Origin of the sequence: Paraburkholderia bannensis NBRC 103871, from assembly GCF_000685015.1 — a bacterium.
Lineage (GTDB): Bacteria > Pseudomonadota > Gammaproteobacteria > Burkholderiales > Burkholderiaceae > Paraburkholderia > Paraburkholderia bannensis.
This window is the reverse complement of record NZ_BAYA01000056.1, coordinates 1-16,541: the sequence shown is the minus strand read 5'-3', so window position 1 is coordinate 16,541 and position 16,541 is coordinate 1. Positions and strand designations below refer to the sequence as shown.

Sequence of the window (16,541 nt, the reverse complement as noted above, 5' to 3'; positions counted from 1 at the left end):
TGAAAGTAAAATCCCCACAAGAAAAAACCGCCCCGAGGGGCGGTTTTTTCGTTCTTCAGACCGGCTACGCGCTTACTTCGCGTTGGCGAGTGCGACTGCCGTGTCCAGCATGCGGTTCGAGAAGCCCCACTCGTTGTCGTACCAGCTCGACACCTTCACGAGACGGCCCGAGACCTTCGTGAGCGTCGCGTCGAACGTCGACGATGCCGGGTTGTGGTTGAAGTCGATCGACACCAGCGGTGCGGTGTTGTAGCCCAGGATGCCCTTGAGCGCGCCTTCCGAGGCTTCCTTCATGATCGCGTTGACTTCTTCGACCGTCGTGTCGCGCTTGGCGATGAACGACAGGTCGACGATCGACACGTTGATGGTCGGGACGCGGATCGCGTAACCGTCCAGCTTGCCGTTCAGTTCCGGCAGCACGAGGCCGACAGCCGATGCAGCACCCGTCTTCGCCGGGATCTGGCTGTGCGTGGCCGAGCGCGCGCGGCGCAGGTCTTCGTGATACACGTCCGTCAGAACCTGGTCGTTCGTGTAAGCGTGGATCGTGGTCATCAGACCCGTTTCCAGGCCGATCTTGTCGTTCAGCGGCTTGACGAGCGGTGCCAGGCAGTTGGTCGTGCACGATGCATTCGAGATGACCGTGTCCGTCGCCTTCAGCACGTTGTGGTTCACGCCGTAGACGATCGTCGCGTCGACGTCCTTGCCGCCCGGCGCCGAGATGATGACCTTCTTCGCGCCGCCCTTCAGGTGGGCGCTGGCCTTTTCCTTGGTCGTGAAGAAGCCCGTGCATTCGAACACGATGTCGACGCCCAGCTCGCCCCACGGCAGTTCTGCCGGGTTGCGGTTGGCCAGCACGCGGATACGGTCGCCGTTGACGACGAGGTAGTCGCCGTCCACCGAGACTTCGCCCGGGAACTTGCCGTGTGCCGTGTCGTATTGCGTCAGATGCGCGTTGGTCTTCGCGTCACCCAGGTCGTTGATTGCGACGATCTGGATGTCGTGCTTCTTGCCGTTCTCGTAGAACGCGCGAAGCGTGTTGCGGCCGATGCGGCCGTAGCCGTTGATTGCGACGCGAATCGTCATGGTTTATCTCCTGATGGTAAAAAATTCTGGTACTGCACCGTGCGGCGCCCTGCCCGGCCGCTTATGGCGGCTTAAAGCCTCACAAGCGGGGCGCAGACGGCAAACGGGCCCGCCAGAAGGCGAGCCCGTGTGAAGCCATGCTTAGTTGTCGAGCGCGGCCTTGGCCGTCGCGACGACGTTTTCGACCGTGAAGCCGAAGTGCTTGAACAGCACGCCAGCCGGAGCCGATTCGCCGAAGGTGTCGATGCCGACCACGCCGCCTTCGAGGCCCACGTACTTGCGCCAGAAGTCGGACTGAGCCGCTTCGATCGCCACGCGGCGCACGCCCTTGGGCAGCACGCGCTCCTTGTATTCAGCGTCCTGGCGGTCGAACACGTTGGTCGACGGCATGGACACCACGCGGGCGCCGATGCCTTCGCGCTGGAGCGCCTCGACGGCCTTCATCGCCAGTTCGACTTCGGAGCCCGTCGCGATCAGGATGATCTTGCGGCTCGGGATGTCGTCGTTCCAGTCCTTCAGAACGTAGCCACCCTTGGCGATGTTGGCGATCTGAGCGTCGGTGCGTTCGTTGAACTGCAGGTTCTGACGGCTGAAGATCAGCGACGACGGGCCTTGATGCGCGATCGACTCAGTCCAGGCCACCGCGGTTTCAACCGTGTCGGCCGGACGCCAGAGCGTCATGTTCGGGATCAGGCGCAGGCTCGGCACCTGTTCGATCGACTGGTGCGTCGGGCCGTCTTCGCCCAGGCCGATCGAGTCGTGCGTGAACACGAAGATCGACGGGCACTTCATCAGCGCGGCCACGCGCAGCGCGTTGCGGCTGTAATCCGAGAACGTCAGGAAGGTGCCGCCGAAGGCCTTGTAGCCGCCGTGCAGCACGATGCCGTTGAGCGCGGCGCTCATGCCGAACTCGCGCACGCCGTAGTTGACGTGGTTGCCCCACTCGATGCCGGTTTCGCCGGCCTTCGCGGCGCGCACGGGCTTCGAGGCCTTCCAGTTGGTCAGGTTCGAGCCGGTCAGGTCGGCCGAGCCGCCCAGCAGTTCCGGCAGCGCAGCGGCGAGGCCTTCGATGGCCTGCTGCGACGCCTTGCGGGTCGCGACGGTTTCCTTGCGCGAATCCGCGCCGGCGACGATTTCAGCAGCCTTCTGCGCCCAGTCGGCGGGCAGCTGGCCAGCCATGCGGCGCGTGAATTCAGCGGCTTCCGTCGGGTACTTCGCCTTGTAGGCGCCGAACGTTTCATTCCACTCGGCTTCGAGCTTCGCGCCCGTGGCCTTCGAATCCCAGTCTGCGTAGACTTCCTGCGGCACGACGAAGGGCTCCCACTTCCAGCCCGCCGCTTCGCGCCACTTGGCGATTTCTTCTGCGCCGAGCGGCGCGCCGTGCACGTCGTGGCCGCCTGCCTTGGTCGGCGCGCCGTGACCGATCTGCGTCTTGCAGCAGATCAGCGTCGGCTTGTCCGATGCCTTGGCCTTGGCGATGGCTGCGTCGACTGCATCGACGTCATGGCCGTTCACGTCCGCGATCACGTTCCAGCCGTAGGCTTCGAAGCGCTTCGGGGTGTCGTCGTGGAACCAGTGCTCGACGTGACCGTCGATCGAGATGCCGTTGTCGTCGTACAGCGCGATCAGCTTGTTCAGCTTGAGCGTGCCGGCCAGCGAGCAGGCTTCGTGCGAGATGCCTTCCATCAGGCAGCCGTCGCCGAGGAACACATAGGTGTGGTGGTCGACGATCTTCGCGTCGGCCTTGTTGAACTCCGCTGCGATCAGCGCTTCAGCCAGCGCCATGCCAACCGCGTTCGCCAGACCCTGGCCGAGCGGGCCCGTGGTGGTTTCGACGCCCGGCGTGATGCCGAATTCCGGGTGACCCGGCGTCTTCGAATGCATCTGGCGGAAGTTCTTCAGCTCTTCGATCGGCAGGTCGTAGCCGGTCAGGTGCAGCAACGAGTACAGCAGCATGGAGCCGTGGCCGTTCGACAGCACGAAGCGGTCGCGGTCGTTCCAGTGCGGGTTCGTCGGGTTGTGGCGCAGATGGCGGCCCCACAGCGCGACGGCGATCTCGGCCATGCCCATGGGCATGCCGGGGTGGCCGGAATTCGCTTGCTGAACGGCGTCCATGGACAGCGCGCGGATCGCGTTGGCCATCAACGTGGTAGTTGCGGGGGAGGCGGAAGACGAGGTCGTCATGTCGAGTCCGGAGGAACGAGTGCAAAAAGCGGCGTGGGCGGGCGGAATTGATCTGATCAAACGCGCAGATCAAGACGGCGGGCGCACAGCAGCGGACGGTTCCGGAAGCTCGGCAAACACGTGCTCCGGCGCGCGATGCGGCGCCAGGAAGACGCGAAACGGCCAGAGCAAACGGACAGGGCTGCAAAGGGCGACATTCTAACAGAACATGCGGCTTTTCCCTGGCTTCGGGGCCCGGCGAGCGCAGGAAAACGCCTACGCGCGCCTTCTGCGGGCGTCAGGCGGAAAGCCGTCCTTATAATGCCGCTATCGCCCCTTTTTTACGCTGATCGGCTGGCTTCGGGCGCCAGCATCGCTCCCAGGATCGCACCGACTTGACCGCCGCTCCGCTTCTTTTTTACCCCGGCCCCGACGCCGTGTACGGCTTCCCCGGCGCGCGCCTGCTCGCTAGCGCCGATTCGGCCTGGCAGCACATCGAAGTGTGGGACACGCCGCAGCTCGGCTGCCTGTTCACGCTGGACGGCCGGCCGATGACCTCCGCCGGCGACGAATTCATCTATCACGAGTGCATGACCCATGTGGCCGCGCTCACGCATCCCGCGCCGCGCGCCGCGCTCGTGCTGGGCGGCGGCGATGGCGGCGCGGCGCGCCAGTTGCTGCGCCATCCCGCCATCGAGCGCATCGTGGTCGCCGAGCTCGACGCCGATGTAGTCCGTCTGACAGGCGATTACCTGCCACAAGTGCGCGGCGGCGCGTTCGACGATCCGCGTGTGGAACTGGTGATCGGCGATGCCGCGGATTTCGTCGCCCGAGCCTCCAATAACGCACAGGCCGATGGCGCACCGCCCTTCGACCTGGTCGTATTCGATCTGACACCGCCCGATTCGCCCGCCGCCGGCCTTTACACGCCGCAGTTCTATCGCGCGCTCAAAACCATCATGAGCGAAGACGCCCTGATTTCGCTGCATCTGGGCTCGCCACTGCACCATACGGCGCGCGTCGGCGCACTGCTCGACGCTCTGCGCTCGACCTTTGCCGTAGTTCGCCCGCTGGGCGCCTGGGTGCCGCTCTACGGCGCGTTCTGGCTGATGGCGGTGGCCAGCGACCAGCTTGACCCGGCGGCGCAATCCGAAGCCATATTGACGGCCCGCATGCTGGAGCGCGAGCTGGAGGGTTTGCGCTTTTACGACACGAAGCTGCATGCGACACTCCTGGATGCGCCGCGAATGTTCCGCGATAAATTAGGTCAATTCCTACAGCTTTAGGATGCGCAACATTGCAGAATTGGCTGGTTCGTTACATTTGTTTGCGTGCTTGACCATTCTGGCATCCAGTTGACACTCCCTCTGCAACTCACCGTCCGTAACCGAATCTGGAGAGCCCGATGACCCCACCCCGCCCCGCAGGCGTGCCGTGGCTAACGCCGTATCTGACGGTGCGCGATGCGCGCGCTGCGATCGCTTTCTTCGAAACGGCCTTCGGCTTTGCGGTTCGCGACAGCCTGGAGGACGACGGCGCGGTGATGCACGTGGAAATGACCTACCACGATCAGTTGATCGTGATGTTTGCGCCGGAGGGCGCTTTCGGTTCGACGGCCCGCACGCCGAAGAGCTCGAACGCGATCGCCCCCCAGTCCTTTTATCTTTACGTCGATAATGTCGACGCGGTATATGCGCGGGCGCTTGACGCCGGCGCGAAATCGTTGAGCGAGCCGCAGGATCAGTTCTGGGGTGACCGTTTCGCTCAGGTCGAAGACCTCGACGGTTACCGCTGGGCGCTTGCTCGCCATCTGTCATGAAGCAATGAGAACCTGTCTTATGCCCCGCTTTTTCGTCGGTAACTCCCTACAGTCCGGCGACGTCTTCACCCTCCCCGACGAAGTCACGCGACACGTCCAGGTGCTGCGCCTGCAACCCGGCGACACGGTCGTGCTGTTCAACGGCGTCGGCGGAGAATTCAGCGCCGAAATCATCTCGATGGAACGCCGCGACACCCAGGTGCGCGTCGGCCCGTTCCGCGACATCGAAACCGAACCGCCGTACCGCCTCACGCTCGCACAAGGCATCGCCGGCAGCGACAAGATGGACTGGCTGATCGAAAAGGCCGTCGAGCTTGGCGCGACCAGCTTCGTGCCGCTCACCACCTCGCGCAGCGTCGTGCGCCTGTCGGGCGAGCGTGCCGTGCGTCGTCAGGCGCACTGGCAGCGCATCGTGCAGGCGTCGTGCGAGCAGTGCGGGCGCAACCGCATGCCGGAAGTCGCGCCCACGCGCGAGATCGGCACGTGGCTGGGCTCGCTGCCCAAGACGCCCGGCGACGGCGAACTGCGCGTGCTGCTGTCGCCACGCGCCAATGTCTCGTTCGCGACGCTGCCTGGCACCCCGCCGCTTGGCGAGATCACGGTGCTGGTTGGGCCGGAAGGCGGGTTTTCATCGCCGGAAGAAGCCGCGGCGCTCGATCACGGCTTCATCGCCGTGGGTCTCGGGCCGCGCGTGCTGCGCACCGAAACGGCAGGCATCGCCGTGCTGTCGGCGCTGGCCGCGCGCTGGGGCGGCTGGTAATCCGCAGAATGCGGCTAGCGGCGCGCTAACGGCGCACCACCAGGTAAAAATGACAAGGCCCGCCGGTCGTCGCGACCGGCGGGCCTGTGTTTTTTTGTCGCAGGAATGCGACGTTATCCGGCTTATCCGTTAACTGGGCAGTTCAACACGTGCCGCCAACCCTTCAGGCGAACGAATAGAACACGCGGAACGGCACCTTGCGCTCAGCCCAGTACTCCGAAGCTTCGCGGAATACGTCGAGCAGCGTCTCGCGGCCGTCCTTGTCGAACTTCTGCGCGATCGGCAAGCCTTCGAGCACGACCACGAAGCCGGGCTGCTCGCCAGCCTTCTGCACCATATCGGTCAGGCAGTCGTAAAGACCGTCGTAGTTCTTGCCGAAATGCTTCGGAAACAGAAACGATGTGGCGATCGTCTCCAGCACTTCCTGTTTGGTTAGTGCGTTCGCGCAGAACGCATAGAGGAAATGTTCCTCTAGCCGCTGCGCTTCGTCGGCGAGATCCTGGACGCGAAACGCGCGGATCGACTGGACGATATTCGGCCCGACGGTCGCAAACAGGCTCATGGCCTCCTCGTTCGATGCATGCGCCTCGCCAGCGTGCGCAGCGTCGCGCTGCTGGTCGTCATGCTTCATCTGCATGACGCGCTGGAACAGGTTGCCCTCGCCGGACGCGAACAGATCGCTCGCGACCCGAGGGTCGTGCGCGTAAGTGTTATCGCTCATGCCGCCCTTCCCGGTGTCATTCAACAATTCGCCTGAAACTGGCGTAGTGGTCGTCGGTGTAATAGCAATTGTCGGTACGCCTTAACGGCCCGCCGCAGACGATGCGCCGTGCGCCCCGATTGCGCGCCGCGGGCGTGGGCACCGTGTACTCGTGATAGTAGCCGCGCCGATGTTTGGGCAATTGCCGCTCATAATTGCCGAACACGACGCCATCCTTCTCGAACGGGTAGGGGCCGCCTGTCCCGATCAGGCCAAGCGTGTCAACCGCCTCGCGAGGCAATTCACCCACGCTCACGGAGTCGACAGCCGCGCCGCCGCCATCGTCGGGCGCTTGCGTACGCGCCACGGCGAGCTGCGAAACGGCTAGCGCAACCGCAAGAAGAACGCCCGCTGAGACGCGCTGAAACTGCCTGGATGACCGGCCAAAAAATCTTTCAGAACAAGGACTTGCGAGTTCGATCCCGCAGATTGCGTACCCTGCCCGCGCGGCTGTTTCTCCAGTCGTTTCGTCAGGCAGTCCTATCTGTACCATCTACGGATTCCCGGTTCCCGGATCACGCATTCGACGACCATGAAAGGTGTAAGGGTATCGCTAATGGCACCTGGAAGCAATCACGGCCCGGCGGCCGCAAAGGAGACTTGACGGCGCGCAATCGCCACTCAGGTAGTTTTTACAATCGAAAAACGGGGCGGCGATGCGGCTTGGGAAAGCCTGGAAGAGCGCCCGCCGATTGCATAAACAATGAGCAATCGGCGAGGTTGGGAGGCAAATTCAGATCAAACAGTCCAGGCGGCGTTGCACCGCCCGGACGCACCGCACCTTAACGCGTCGCGTTCACGTCCGCGACCAGCAGCGCCGTCATGTTGACGATGCGGCGCACCGTCGCCGACGCCGTCAGCACATGCACCGGCTTGGCCGCGCCCAGCAGGATCGGCCCGATAGCGATGTTGTTGCCCGCCGCCGTCTTCAGCAGGTTGTACGAAATGTTGGCGGCGTCGATGTTCGGCATGACCAGCAGGTTCGCTTCGCCTTCGAGCGTCGATTCCGGCAGGATCTCGCGGCGCAGGTTCGGGTCGAGCGCGACGTCGCCGTGCATTTCGCCGTCGACTTGCAGGTCGGGCGCGCGCTCCTGGAGGATCGCCAGCAGATCGCGCATCTTCTGCGCGCTAGGCGCGTTGCTCGAACCAAAGTTCGAGTGCGAGCACAGCGCGATCTTCGGCTCAATGCCGAAGCGGCGCACTTCTTCCGCCGCCATGATGGTGATTTCGGCGAGCTGTTCGGGCGTCGGATCAACGTTCACGTGCGTATCGACCACGAAAATCTGGCGGTTCGGCAGCACCAGCGCGTTCATCGCGCCATAGACGTTGCAGCCTTCCTTCTTGCCGATGATCTGGTCGATGAAGTGCAGGTGGCGGTGCGTCGTGCTGACCGTGCCGCAGATCATGCCGTCGGCCTCGCCCTTTTCCACCAGCATCGCGCCGATCAGCGTGGTGCGGCGGCGCATTTCGAGCTTGGCCATCTGCGCCGTGATGCCCTTGCGCGCCATCAGCTTGGCGTAGGACTTCCAGAAGTCGCGATAGCGCTCGTCGTGATCGGTGTTGACGACCGAGTAGTCCTGATCCGCGACCAGGCGCAGACCGTAGCGCGCGATGCGCTGCTCGATCACCGCCGGACGGCCAATCAGGATCGGCTTCGCGAGCTTTTCGTCGACGACGATCTGCACCGCGCGCAGGATGCGCTCCTCTTCGCCCTCGGCGAACACGATGCGCTTCTTCTCCGGCTCCACGGCGCGCGCGAGCTGGAAGATCGGCTTCATGGTCGTGCCGCTGTGGTAGACGAACTGCTGGAGATGCTGTTCGTAGGCGTCCATGTCCTCGATCGGACGCGTGGCGACGCCCGCGTCCATCGCCGCGCGCGCGACAGCCGGTGCGATCTTCACGATCAGGCGCGGATCGAAAGGCTTCGGAATCAGGTATTCGGGCCCGAACTGGAGATCCTGAATGCCGTAAGCCGTCGCGACGACATCGCTCTGCTCCTGGCGCGCGAGTTCGGCAATCGCGTTCACGGCGGCGATTTCCATTTCGCGCGTGATCGTCGTCGCGCCCACGTCAAGCGCGCCGCGGAAGATGAACGGGAAGCACAGCACGTTGTTCACCTGGTTCGGATAGTCCGTGCGACCGGTGGCGAGCACGGCGTCCGGGCGCACTTCGAGCGCGAGTTCCGGCAGGATTTCCGGCGTCGGGTTCGCGAGCGCGAGGATCAGCGGCTTCGCGGCCATCAGCTTGACCATGTCCTGCTTGAGCACGCCGCCTGCAGACAGGCCCAGGAAAATATCGGCGCCTTCGATGACTTCGGCGAGCGTGCGCGCATCGGTTTCGCGGGCAAAGCGCTCCTTGTCCGGATCCATCAGCTCGGTGCGGCCCTTGTAGACCACGCCCGCAAGGTCGGTCACATAGATGTTTTCGAGCGGCAGGCCCAGGTCGACCAGCAAATCCAGGCACGCCAGCGCCGCTGCGCCCGCGCCCGAGGCGACCAGCTTCACTTCCTTGATGTCCTTGCCGACGACCTTCAGGCCGTTGGTGAACGCCGCCGCCACGACGATGGCCGTGCCGTGCTGGTCGTCGTGGAAGACCGGAATCTTCATGCGCTTGCGCGCTTCACGTTCGACGATGAAGCACTCGGGCGCCTTGATGTCTTCCAGGTTGATGCCGCCGAAGGTCGGTTCGAGCGCGGCGATCACGTCGACCAGCTTGTGCGGGTCGGACTCGTTGAGTTCGATGTCGAACACGTCGATGCCGGCGAACTTCTTGAACAGCACCGCCTTGCCTTCCATCACCGGCTTCGAGGCGAGCGGCCCGATGTTGCCGAGCCCCAGCACGGCCGTGCCGTTCGAGACGACGCCGACGAGGTTGCTGCGCGCCGTGAAGCGCGCGGCGTTGAGCGGATTTTCGACGATCGCCTCGCACGCGAACGCAACCCCCGGCGAGTACGCGAGCGAAAGATCGCGCTGGTTGATCATCTGCTTGGTCGGCGCGATCGCGATTTTCCCGGGCGTCGGGAACTCGTGGTAATCGAGGGCGGCTTCGCGCAGCTTGTTCGTAGCGGAGTTCGAGGAGGAATTCGACATGGGCGGCAGGGCGTTGGGTGCAGATTAGAATGACAGTTCGAACGCGGATCCGACCGATTGTAGCGCCATTCATAAAAGGCATTCCTTTCAGTTCAGGTGCAACTGCCGCGACTGGATTGAGGACAGCACTACGCCAATAATTGCCGTCTCAGTTCAAGTCGCCTTGCACACCGCAGCCCCGAATTCCTGGTTACTGCCACCTTTCGTCATGCTTTCCGAGTTTTCCCTGATCGACCGTTTCTTCGCCCAGCGCGCCCGCACGCACACCCGACGCGCCGCGCTCGGCATCGGCGACGATTGCGCGCTCATCGCGCCCGCCGCCGGCGAGATGCTGGCCGTCTCCACCGACATGCTGGTCGAAGGCCGCCACTTTTTCCCCGATGTCGCGCCACACGCGCTCGGCCACAAGGCGCTTGCCGTGAATCTGTCCGATCTCGCCGCGATGGGCGCACAACCGCTGGGCTTTACGCTGGCCTTTGCTTTGCCCAAACCCGAGGAGGACTGGCTCGAAGCGTTCAGTGCCGGGATGTTCGAGCTGGCCGACCGCCACGACTGCGAACTGATGGGCGGCGACACCACGGCGGGGCCGCTGAACCTGTGCATCACGGTGTTCGGCACGGTGCGGCAGGATGTCGCACTTCGCCGCGACGCGGCGCTGCCCGGCGACGACATCTGGGTCTCCGGCACGCCCGGCGACGCGCGCGCGGGGCTCGCCTGGCTGCGCCAGGAATGGCCGCACGCGCCGATCGATGCCGATGACGCGGCGTACTTTCGCGCCGCGCTCGAATATCCGCAGCCGCGTGTGGCGCTGGGCCTCGCGCTGCGCGGCGTGGCGCGCGCGGCGCTCGATATCTCCGACGGCCTCGCGGGCGACCTGCGCCACATCCTCGTGCGCTCGCGCGTGAACGCCACCATCGACGTGGACGCACTGCCGGTTTCGGCGGCGCTCGCGCGCCTGCCGCGCGATCTGCAAGTGCAATGCGCGCTCGCGGGCGGCGACGATTACGAACTCTGCTTCACGGCCGCGCCGCAAAACCGTGACGCAGTCGCGGCGGCGGCGCAACAGGCGGGTGTGCGTGTCACACGCATCGGTACAATAAACGCTCCCGACGCCGGGGCGCAGCCGGGCGCGCAGCCGACGATTTCATGGCGCGACGGTGCAGGCGCACCGCTCAACCTGACGTTGCAAGGTTTCGATCACTTCCATGCCGACTGACCCAAAGCCCTCGCCCGCCGACGATTTCGGGACGGCCAGCCAGCCTGTTTCTGCCAGTGCCGCCGCCAGTGCCGGCACCAGTGCGCCCGACGCCAGCGCGCCGAAAGGCCCGCGCCGCGCCGATGCGCCGTTCATGCTCGCGCATCCTCTGCACATCCTTTCGCTCGGCTTCGGCTCGGGGCTGTCGCGGCTTGCGCCCGGCACCGCCGGCACGTTGTTCGCGTGGGCGTCGTTCGAGGTGCTCAACCGCTACATCAGCGTGCTCGCCTGGGGCATCCTGATCATGGGCGGCTTCATCGCAGGCGTTGGCATCACCGCGTTCACCGCCAGGAAGCTGCGCATCGAAGATCCGTCATGCATCGTCTGGGACGAGATCGTCGCGTTCTGGCTCGTGCTGCTGATGATCACGCCCATCGACTTCATCGGCAAACTGTGGGCGTTCGCTATTTTCCGTTTCTTCGATATGGTGAAGCCGCCGCCGATCCGCTATATCGAGCGGCGTTTCAAGGGCGGCTTCGGCATCATGGTCGACGACCTTGTCGCCGCCTTCTTCACGCTGCTCGTGATCGCGCTCTGGCGCATGTCGGTCTGAACCGCCACCCTCCACTGCCCATCGTCATGTCTACCGATTCCGTCGTCCATCAACTCGCGATCCGCGCCGGCAACAAACTGCGCGACGCCCGCATCACGCTCGCGACCGCCGAGTCCTGCACGGGCGGCATGGTCGCCACGGCCATCACCGATATTTCCGGCAGCAGTGGCTGGTTCGAACGCGGCTTCGTCACCTATTCGAACCAGGCCAAGACCGAGATGATCGGCGTACCGGCCGAGCTGATCGAAAAACACGGCGCCGTGAGCGAGCCGGTCGCGCGCGCGATGGCCGAAGGCGCGTTGCGCAACAGCCGGGCACAAGTTTCGCTCGCCATCACCGGCATCGCCGGCCCGGGCGGCGGCACGCCGGAGAAACCGGTCGGCATGGTGTCGTTCGGCTGGAGCAACCGGCTGCACACGAGCGTCGAGACGCTGGTGTTCAAGGGCGACCGCGAACAGATCCGCGTGCAGGCCGCTGCACACGCGCTGCGCGGGCTGGTCGCGCTGATCGACGAACAGGAACGTTGAAACCGGCTCGCGCAGGACGTGGCCGGACTCACCAGGAGAGGAAGGCCATGACTGGCGCGCAAACCGAAGTCGAAGAACTGATCCGCCGTTTCGGACTGGAGCCGCATCCCGAAGGCGGCTATTACAGCGAGACCTATCGCGCCGATACCTTCGTGCGCCGCGAAGGCTCGAACGAGGCCGAAGGTACGCGCGCGGCCTCAACCGCGATCTACTTTCTGCTGGCGAACGGTGCGTATTCCGCGTGGCATCGCATTCGCTCCGACGAACTTTGGCACTTCTACGCTGGCTCCCCCATCGAAATCCATTCGATCGACGAGCGCGGCGTGCTCTCCACGCGCAAGCTCGGCCATGCGCTCGTGCATCCGGGCACGGTGTTCCAGGCCGTCGTGCCTGCGGGCCACTGGTTCGCGGCACGTTGCTGCGACCCGTCGACTTACGCACTGGTGGGCTGCACCGTCGCGCCGGGATTCGAGTTCAGCGAATTCGAAATCGCCGACGCGACGATGCTGGCCGAGCATTACCCGCTGCATCGCGCGATTATCGAGTTGCTCGGCAAACCGGCTGCGCTCGCGAAGACAAAATCAGCAAAATAATCGCAGGCGCGAACACCGCCAGGGAAAGCGACATCAACGTTGCCGGCATGCGGCTCGCCGCGAGCATTGAATGACGCCAGCAGGACACCCGCGAACGCGCCGCCCGTATTGCCCCAAAGCAGTGGCGATTGCCTGCCTGCGCAATGTGATCCCGTAAAAAAAACGGCGTATCGAGAGATACGCCGCAATGCCCGCCAAACGCGAACGCATTCTGTGCATGCGTTCGCACCACGCTCCCTACAGCGTGTTTCTTACTTCGCCGTCATCTTCGTGACGATCTCCACGCGCCGGTTCGGCGCGAGGCAAGCAACAACCGAAGGCGTCGCCTTTTTACCCGGACACGACTGCACCGGATTCGCTGCACCCAGGCCCTTGATCTGAACCGTGCGCGCACGGATGCCCAGATCACGCAGCGCCGTACTGACTGCCAGCGCGCGCTGCTGCGAAAGCTTGAGGTTATGCTCCGCCGAACCGAAACGGTCTGTGTAACCCGTGACGGTCAGCAGGTCGATATTCGCACCGGCGTTGCGCCATTGCTGCGCCAGCAATTCGGCCTGACGAAGCCCCTCGGGCTTGAGCACCGCGCTGTCGAAATCGAACAGCGCATCGGCCGAAAGCACAACCGGCTTGACAGGCGCCGGCGGCGGAGGCGGCGGCGGCGCGCACTTGTCGAGTTCGCCGTTCACCTGCTGCGCCAGCTTCTGCGCCCGCTCGATCGAGTCCCAACCGTGTACCCAATGCGTGGCGTGCGTCTCGTCCTGCTCCTTCCAGGCTTCGTCGGTAAGCGCGGAAAGACGTCCTGCATCCTCTCCGCGACACGGCGACTGCGCGGCGCGCTGGTTCGTGCGCTCGATTTCCTGCAGCGCCTTCACCCACTTCTCGCGTGTTTCGACCGGCGGCCAGTTCTTCTGCCCGTAGATTGGCTGGAACGGGACGCTGCCGTCGATGAAATGACGGCCGTTGTTCAGTGCGCGTGCCGCAGCGTCGTTGTAGACGCTTGAGACGAGCACATGGCTGTCCTGTCGATCCGCGATTTCGAGCCAGCCTTCAGCCAGACCGCGCTGATAAGGGTCGGCGATCTTCTGTGCGGCAGGCATCAGCGCCTGGGCATCGCTGCCCACGCTGGCGAACGCCTGGGCGCTCATCAGCGCGGCCAGCAATGCGCCGCATATCAAGGTTTTTTTCATGAAATTCTCCGCGCCCGCCACGGTTTCCCGTGGCGGGCCTGGGATGACGGCCGGTCGATCAGAAGCCGAACGTTGCGCCAACCGAAGCGCCGGTGGAGGCGCCGCTGCCCGTCGAACGCGAAACGTGTGCGTTCACCAGGAGGCGATCGGTCACGTACCAGTTGGCACCCACGGCCAGAGCCGTTTCGCCGCCGTACGTACCCGCTGCCGCGGCCATCTGGAAGTTGCCTTCCGCACGGGCATTCGGGATCAGCGAGGAAGCTGCCATCGCTGCTGCACCCAGCGAGTTCATCTGCTTCTTCACAATGCCGATCTGCTGGTTCGTGTAGGCGTTGGATTGCTGCACGCCTTGCTGAACCATGTTGATCGTGTTGCTTTGAGCATTGTCGATCGCCTGGTTCAACTGACCCACGTTGACCGCGTCCGTGTTTGCCGTGCCGGCTGCGACGTTGGTGACCTGGCGTTCATTGCCCGCCGAGCCCACCGACACCGTGTTGTCACGGTCGGCCACCGAACCTGCGCCCAGCGCCACAGCGTTGCTCGCGCTGGCCGTCGAACCCGCACCGATCGCCGTCGACTGGTTGCCGGTCGCGTTCGAACCCGCACCGTATGCCGTCGCCTGCGTGCCGCTCGCCACCGAGTTCGCGCCGCCCGCCGTAGCGTGCGTGCCGCTGGCCGTCGCGGCTTCCGTGTTGCGGTCGCCTTGCGCCGAGAACATCGGGTCGGTCGCGTTCTGGGCGATGTTGGTGACGTTCGCGATTGCCGCGTTCATCTGGCCAAGGTTCACTGCATCGCCGTCTGCGGTGGCATCTGCCACGTTGTGGATCGCAACCGCAGTCGTCGAGCCCGAGCCGCCCAGCGTGATCGAGTCATGCGCCGACGAGTCGTACATCACAGCGTTAGCCACCTGGCTGTTGATGTTCGTGACGGTGCCAGCCAGATCCGAGATGCTCTGGTTCGTCGCATAGAGCTGCGAACCGTTGACCGCATCCGTGCTGTTGGCGTTCACCGCGCCGTTCGTCACACCCGTCAGGACACGCGTGCCTGCCGTGCCCGTGAAGTCCACGGTCGTACCACCCGAAGCTGCCGCCACCGTCACCGTGCTCGTCGGCGAGGCTTGCTGCACCAGACCGATCGTGCCGTTGTTGATGTTGTTCGTCAGGTTCGTGATGTCCGTCGTGTTCTGCGTCACACGGCCGTCCAGGTTCGTCAGCGCGCCGCCGACGCTGTTGTACGTGCTGCCGCCGATGTTGTACGCCGGCGCCGAGATCGAGCCGTCGCTGTTCACCGTCGAGCCGCCGCCCAGCGAATCCGCCGTCGAGCTGGCCAGGTTGTACAGCTGCGAACCGTTCACCGCGTCGAAGCTCGAAGCCGAGACTTCGCCCGCCGCCACGTTATGCAGCGCCACCGCCGAGGTCGCACCCGAACCGCCCAGCGTCACCGAGTCATGCGCCGACGAGTCGTACATCACCGCATCGGCCATCTGGCTGTTGAGATTCGTGATGCTCTGGTTCGTTGCGTACAGCTGCGAACCGTTCACCGCATCAACGCTCGATGCGCTCACCTCACCGCTCGACACACCCGTCAGGACACGCGTACCTGCCGTGCCCGTGAAGTCCACGATCGTGCCGTCCGTGTCCTTCGCAACGGTGATGTTGCGCGTCGTCGGGTCTTGCTGCACCAGACCGATCGTGCCGTTGTTGATGTTGTTGGTGATGTTCTGGATATCCGACGTGTTCTGCGTCACACGGCCGTCGAGGTTCGTGACCGCACCGCCCACGTTGTTGTAGGTGCTGCCACCCACCACGTACGTCGGCGCCGAGATCGAGCCGTCGCTGTTCACCGTCGAACCGCCGCCCAGCGCGCTAGCTGCCGAGCTTGCCGTGTTGTACAGCTGCGAACCGTTCACCGCGTCGAAGCTCGATGCCGAGATTTCGCCGTTGGCCACGTTATGCAGCGCAACCGGTGCCGCGCCCGAACCGCCCAGCGTCACCGAATCATGCGCCGACGAGTCGTACATCACCGCATCGGCCATCTGGCCACTGATGTTCGTGATATCGCCTTGCAGGTTCGAGATGTCGCTCGTGTTCTGCGTCACACGGCCGTCGAGGTTCGTGACCGCACCGCCCACGTTGTTGTAGGTATCGCCACCCACCACGTACGTCGGAGCCGAGATCGAGCCGTCGCTGTTCACCGTCGAACCGCCGCCCAGCGCGCTGGCCGTCGAGCTTGCCGTGTTGTACAGCTGCGAACCATTCACCGCATCGAAGCTCGATGCCGAGATTTCGCCTGCCGCTACGTTATGCAGCGCCACTGCCGACGTCGCGCCCGAACCGCCCAGCGTCACCGAATCATGCGCCGACGAGTCGTACATCACTGCATCGGCCATCGTGCCGCTGATGTTCGTGATATCGCTGTTCAGCTGCGTGAAGGCGTCGCCTGCGTTGTTGTAGGTGTTGCCGCCGATGTTGTACGTCGGGTTCGAGATCGAACCGTCCGAATTCACCGTCGAGCCGCCGCCGATCGAGCTAGCCGTCGAGCTGGCCAGGTTATACAGCTGCGAGCCGTTCACCGCATCAACGCTCGATGCGCTCACCGCACCGTTCGACACACCCGTCAGGACACGCGTGCCTGCCGTGCCCGTGAAGTCCACGATCGTGCCGTCCGTGTCCTTTGCAACGGTGATGTTGCGCGTCGTCTGATCCTGTTGCACCAGACCGATCGTGCCGTTGTTGATGTTGTTGGTGATGTT

Annotated in this window: 14 protein-coding genes; 7 read left to right on the top strand and 7 right to left on the bottom strand. The window is 64.3% G+C overall.

Annotation, left to right across the window (positions count from 1 at the left end; translation table 11 throughout):
• Positions 1–72: 72 nt before the first annotated feature.
• Both gap and tkt read right to left on the bottom strand, forming a co-directional pair.
• A complete protein-coding gene (gene gap / locus BBA01S_RS38070; RefSeq protein WP_027820982.1) occupies positions 73–1,083 on the bottom strand; it encodes a type I glyceraldehyde-3-phosphate dehydrogenase in 1,011 nt (336 codons plus the stop codon).
• Between the two features lie 141 nt (positions 1,084–1,224).
• On the bottom strand, positions 1,225–3,267 hold the full coding sequence (gene tkt, locus BBA01S_RS38065; RefSeq protein WP_042298570.1) for a transketolase: 2,043 nt from the start codon (positions 3,265–3,267) through the stop codon (positions 1,225–1,227).
• 374 nt (positions 3,268–3,641) lie between these two features.
• On the opposite strand from tkt, the gene speE reads away from it, so the two are divergent.
• The 3 genes from speE to BBA01S_RS38050 all read left to right on the top strand — a co-directional run bounded on the left by speE (position 3,642) and on the right by BBA01S_RS38050 (position 5,825).
• Entirely contained in the window at positions 3,642–4,532 is an 891-nt protein-coding gene (gene speE, locus BBA01S_RS38060) for a polyamine aminopropyltransferase (protein WP_027820980.1), read from the top strand.
• Positions 4,533–4,651: 119 nt separating this feature from the next.
• The gene (locus BBA01S_RS38055; RefSeq protein WP_027820979.1) at positions 4,652–5,065 is read left to right on the top strand and encodes a VOC family protein; all 414 of its coding nucleotides are present in this window, start codon (positions 4,652–4,654) and stop codon (positions 5,063–5,065) included.
• Positions 5,066–5,084: 19 nt separating this feature from the next.
• A complete protein-coding gene (locus BBA01S_RS38050; RefSeq protein ID WP_027820978.1) occupies positions 5,085–5,825 on the top strand; it encodes a 16S rRNA (uracil(1498)-N(3))-methyltransferase in 741 nt (246 codons plus the stop codon).
• 163 nt (positions 5,826–5,988) lie between these two features.
• On the opposite strand, the gene BBA01S_RS38045 is transcribed toward BBA01S_RS38050, so the two are convergent.
• From BBA01S_RS38045 to BBA01S_RS38035, 3 genes are all read right to left on the bottom strand, one after another.
• On the bottom strand, positions 5,989–6,546 hold the full coding sequence (locus BBA01S_RS38045) for a barstar family protein (protein ID WP_027820977.1): 558 nt from the start codon (positions 6,544–6,546) through the stop codon (positions 5,989–5,991).
• 16 nt (positions 6,547–6,562) lie between these two features.
• Complete coding sequence (locus BBA01S_RS48735) at positions 6,563–6,841, bottom strand: ribonuclease (protein ID WP_407668377.1); 279 nt, start codon at positions 6,839–6,841, stop codon at positions 6,563–6,565.
• A 526-nt stretch (positions 6,842–7,367) separates the two neighbouring features.
• The gene (locus BBA01S_RS38035; RefSeq protein WP_027820976.1) at positions 7,368–9,674 is read right to left on the bottom strand and encodes an NADP-dependent malic enzyme; all 2,307 of its coding nucleotides are present in this window, start codon (positions 9,672–9,674) and stop codon (positions 7,368–7,370) included.
• Positions 9,675–9,882: 208 nt separating this feature from the next.
• Here BBA01S_RS38035 and thiL point away from each other — a divergent pair, with 208 nt between their 5' ends.
• From thiL to BBA01S_RS38015, 4 genes are read left to right on the top strand one after another with little or no spacing between them, the layout of a single operon-like run.
• Complete coding sequence (gene thiL, locus BBA01S_RS38030) at positions 9,883–10,890, top strand: thiamine-phosphate kinase (protein WP_027820975.1); 1,008 nt, start codon at positions 9,883–9,885, stop codon at positions 10,888–10,890.
• On the top strand, positions 10,880–11,482 hold the full coding sequence (locus tag BBA01S_RS44710) for a phosphatidylglycerophosphatase A family protein (RefSeq protein ID WP_027820974.1): 603 nt from the start codon (positions 10,880–10,882) through the stop codon (positions 11,480–11,482). Before thiL ends, BBA01S_RS44710 begins: the two co-directional genes overlap by 11 nt.
• A gap of 26 nt (positions 11,483–11,508) precedes the next feature.
• Complete coding sequence (locus BBA01S_RS38020; protein WP_027820973.1) at positions 11,509–12,009, top strand: CinA family protein; 501 nt, start codon at positions 11,509–11,511, stop codon at positions 12,007–12,009.
• A gap of 47 nt (positions 12,010–12,056) precedes the next feature.
• The gene (locus tag BBA01S_RS38015) at positions 12,057–12,602 is read left to right on the top strand and encodes a cupin domain-containing protein (protein ID WP_027820972.1); all 546 of its coding nucleotides are present in this window, start codon (positions 12,057–12,059) and stop codon (positions 12,600–12,602) included.
• Positions 12,603–12,853: 251 nt separating this feature from the next.
• Here BBA01S_RS38015 and BBA01S_RS45460 read toward each other — a convergent pair whose 3' ends face one another.
• Together BBA01S_RS45460 and BBA01S_RS38005 are read right to left on the bottom strand one after the other, a co-directional pair.
• Positions 12,854–13,789, bottom strand: a complete 936-nt coding sequence (locus tag BBA01S_RS45460) for an OmpA family protein (protein ID WP_084162802.1) — start codon at positions 13,787–13,789, stop codon at positions 12,854–12,856.
• A 58-nt stretch (positions 13,790–13,847) separates the two neighbouring features.
• A partial coding sequence (locus tag BBA01S_RS38005) for a YadA family autotransporter adhesin (protein ID WP_027820971.1) occupies positions 13,848–16,541 on the bottom strand: 2,694 nt, incomplete at its 5' end.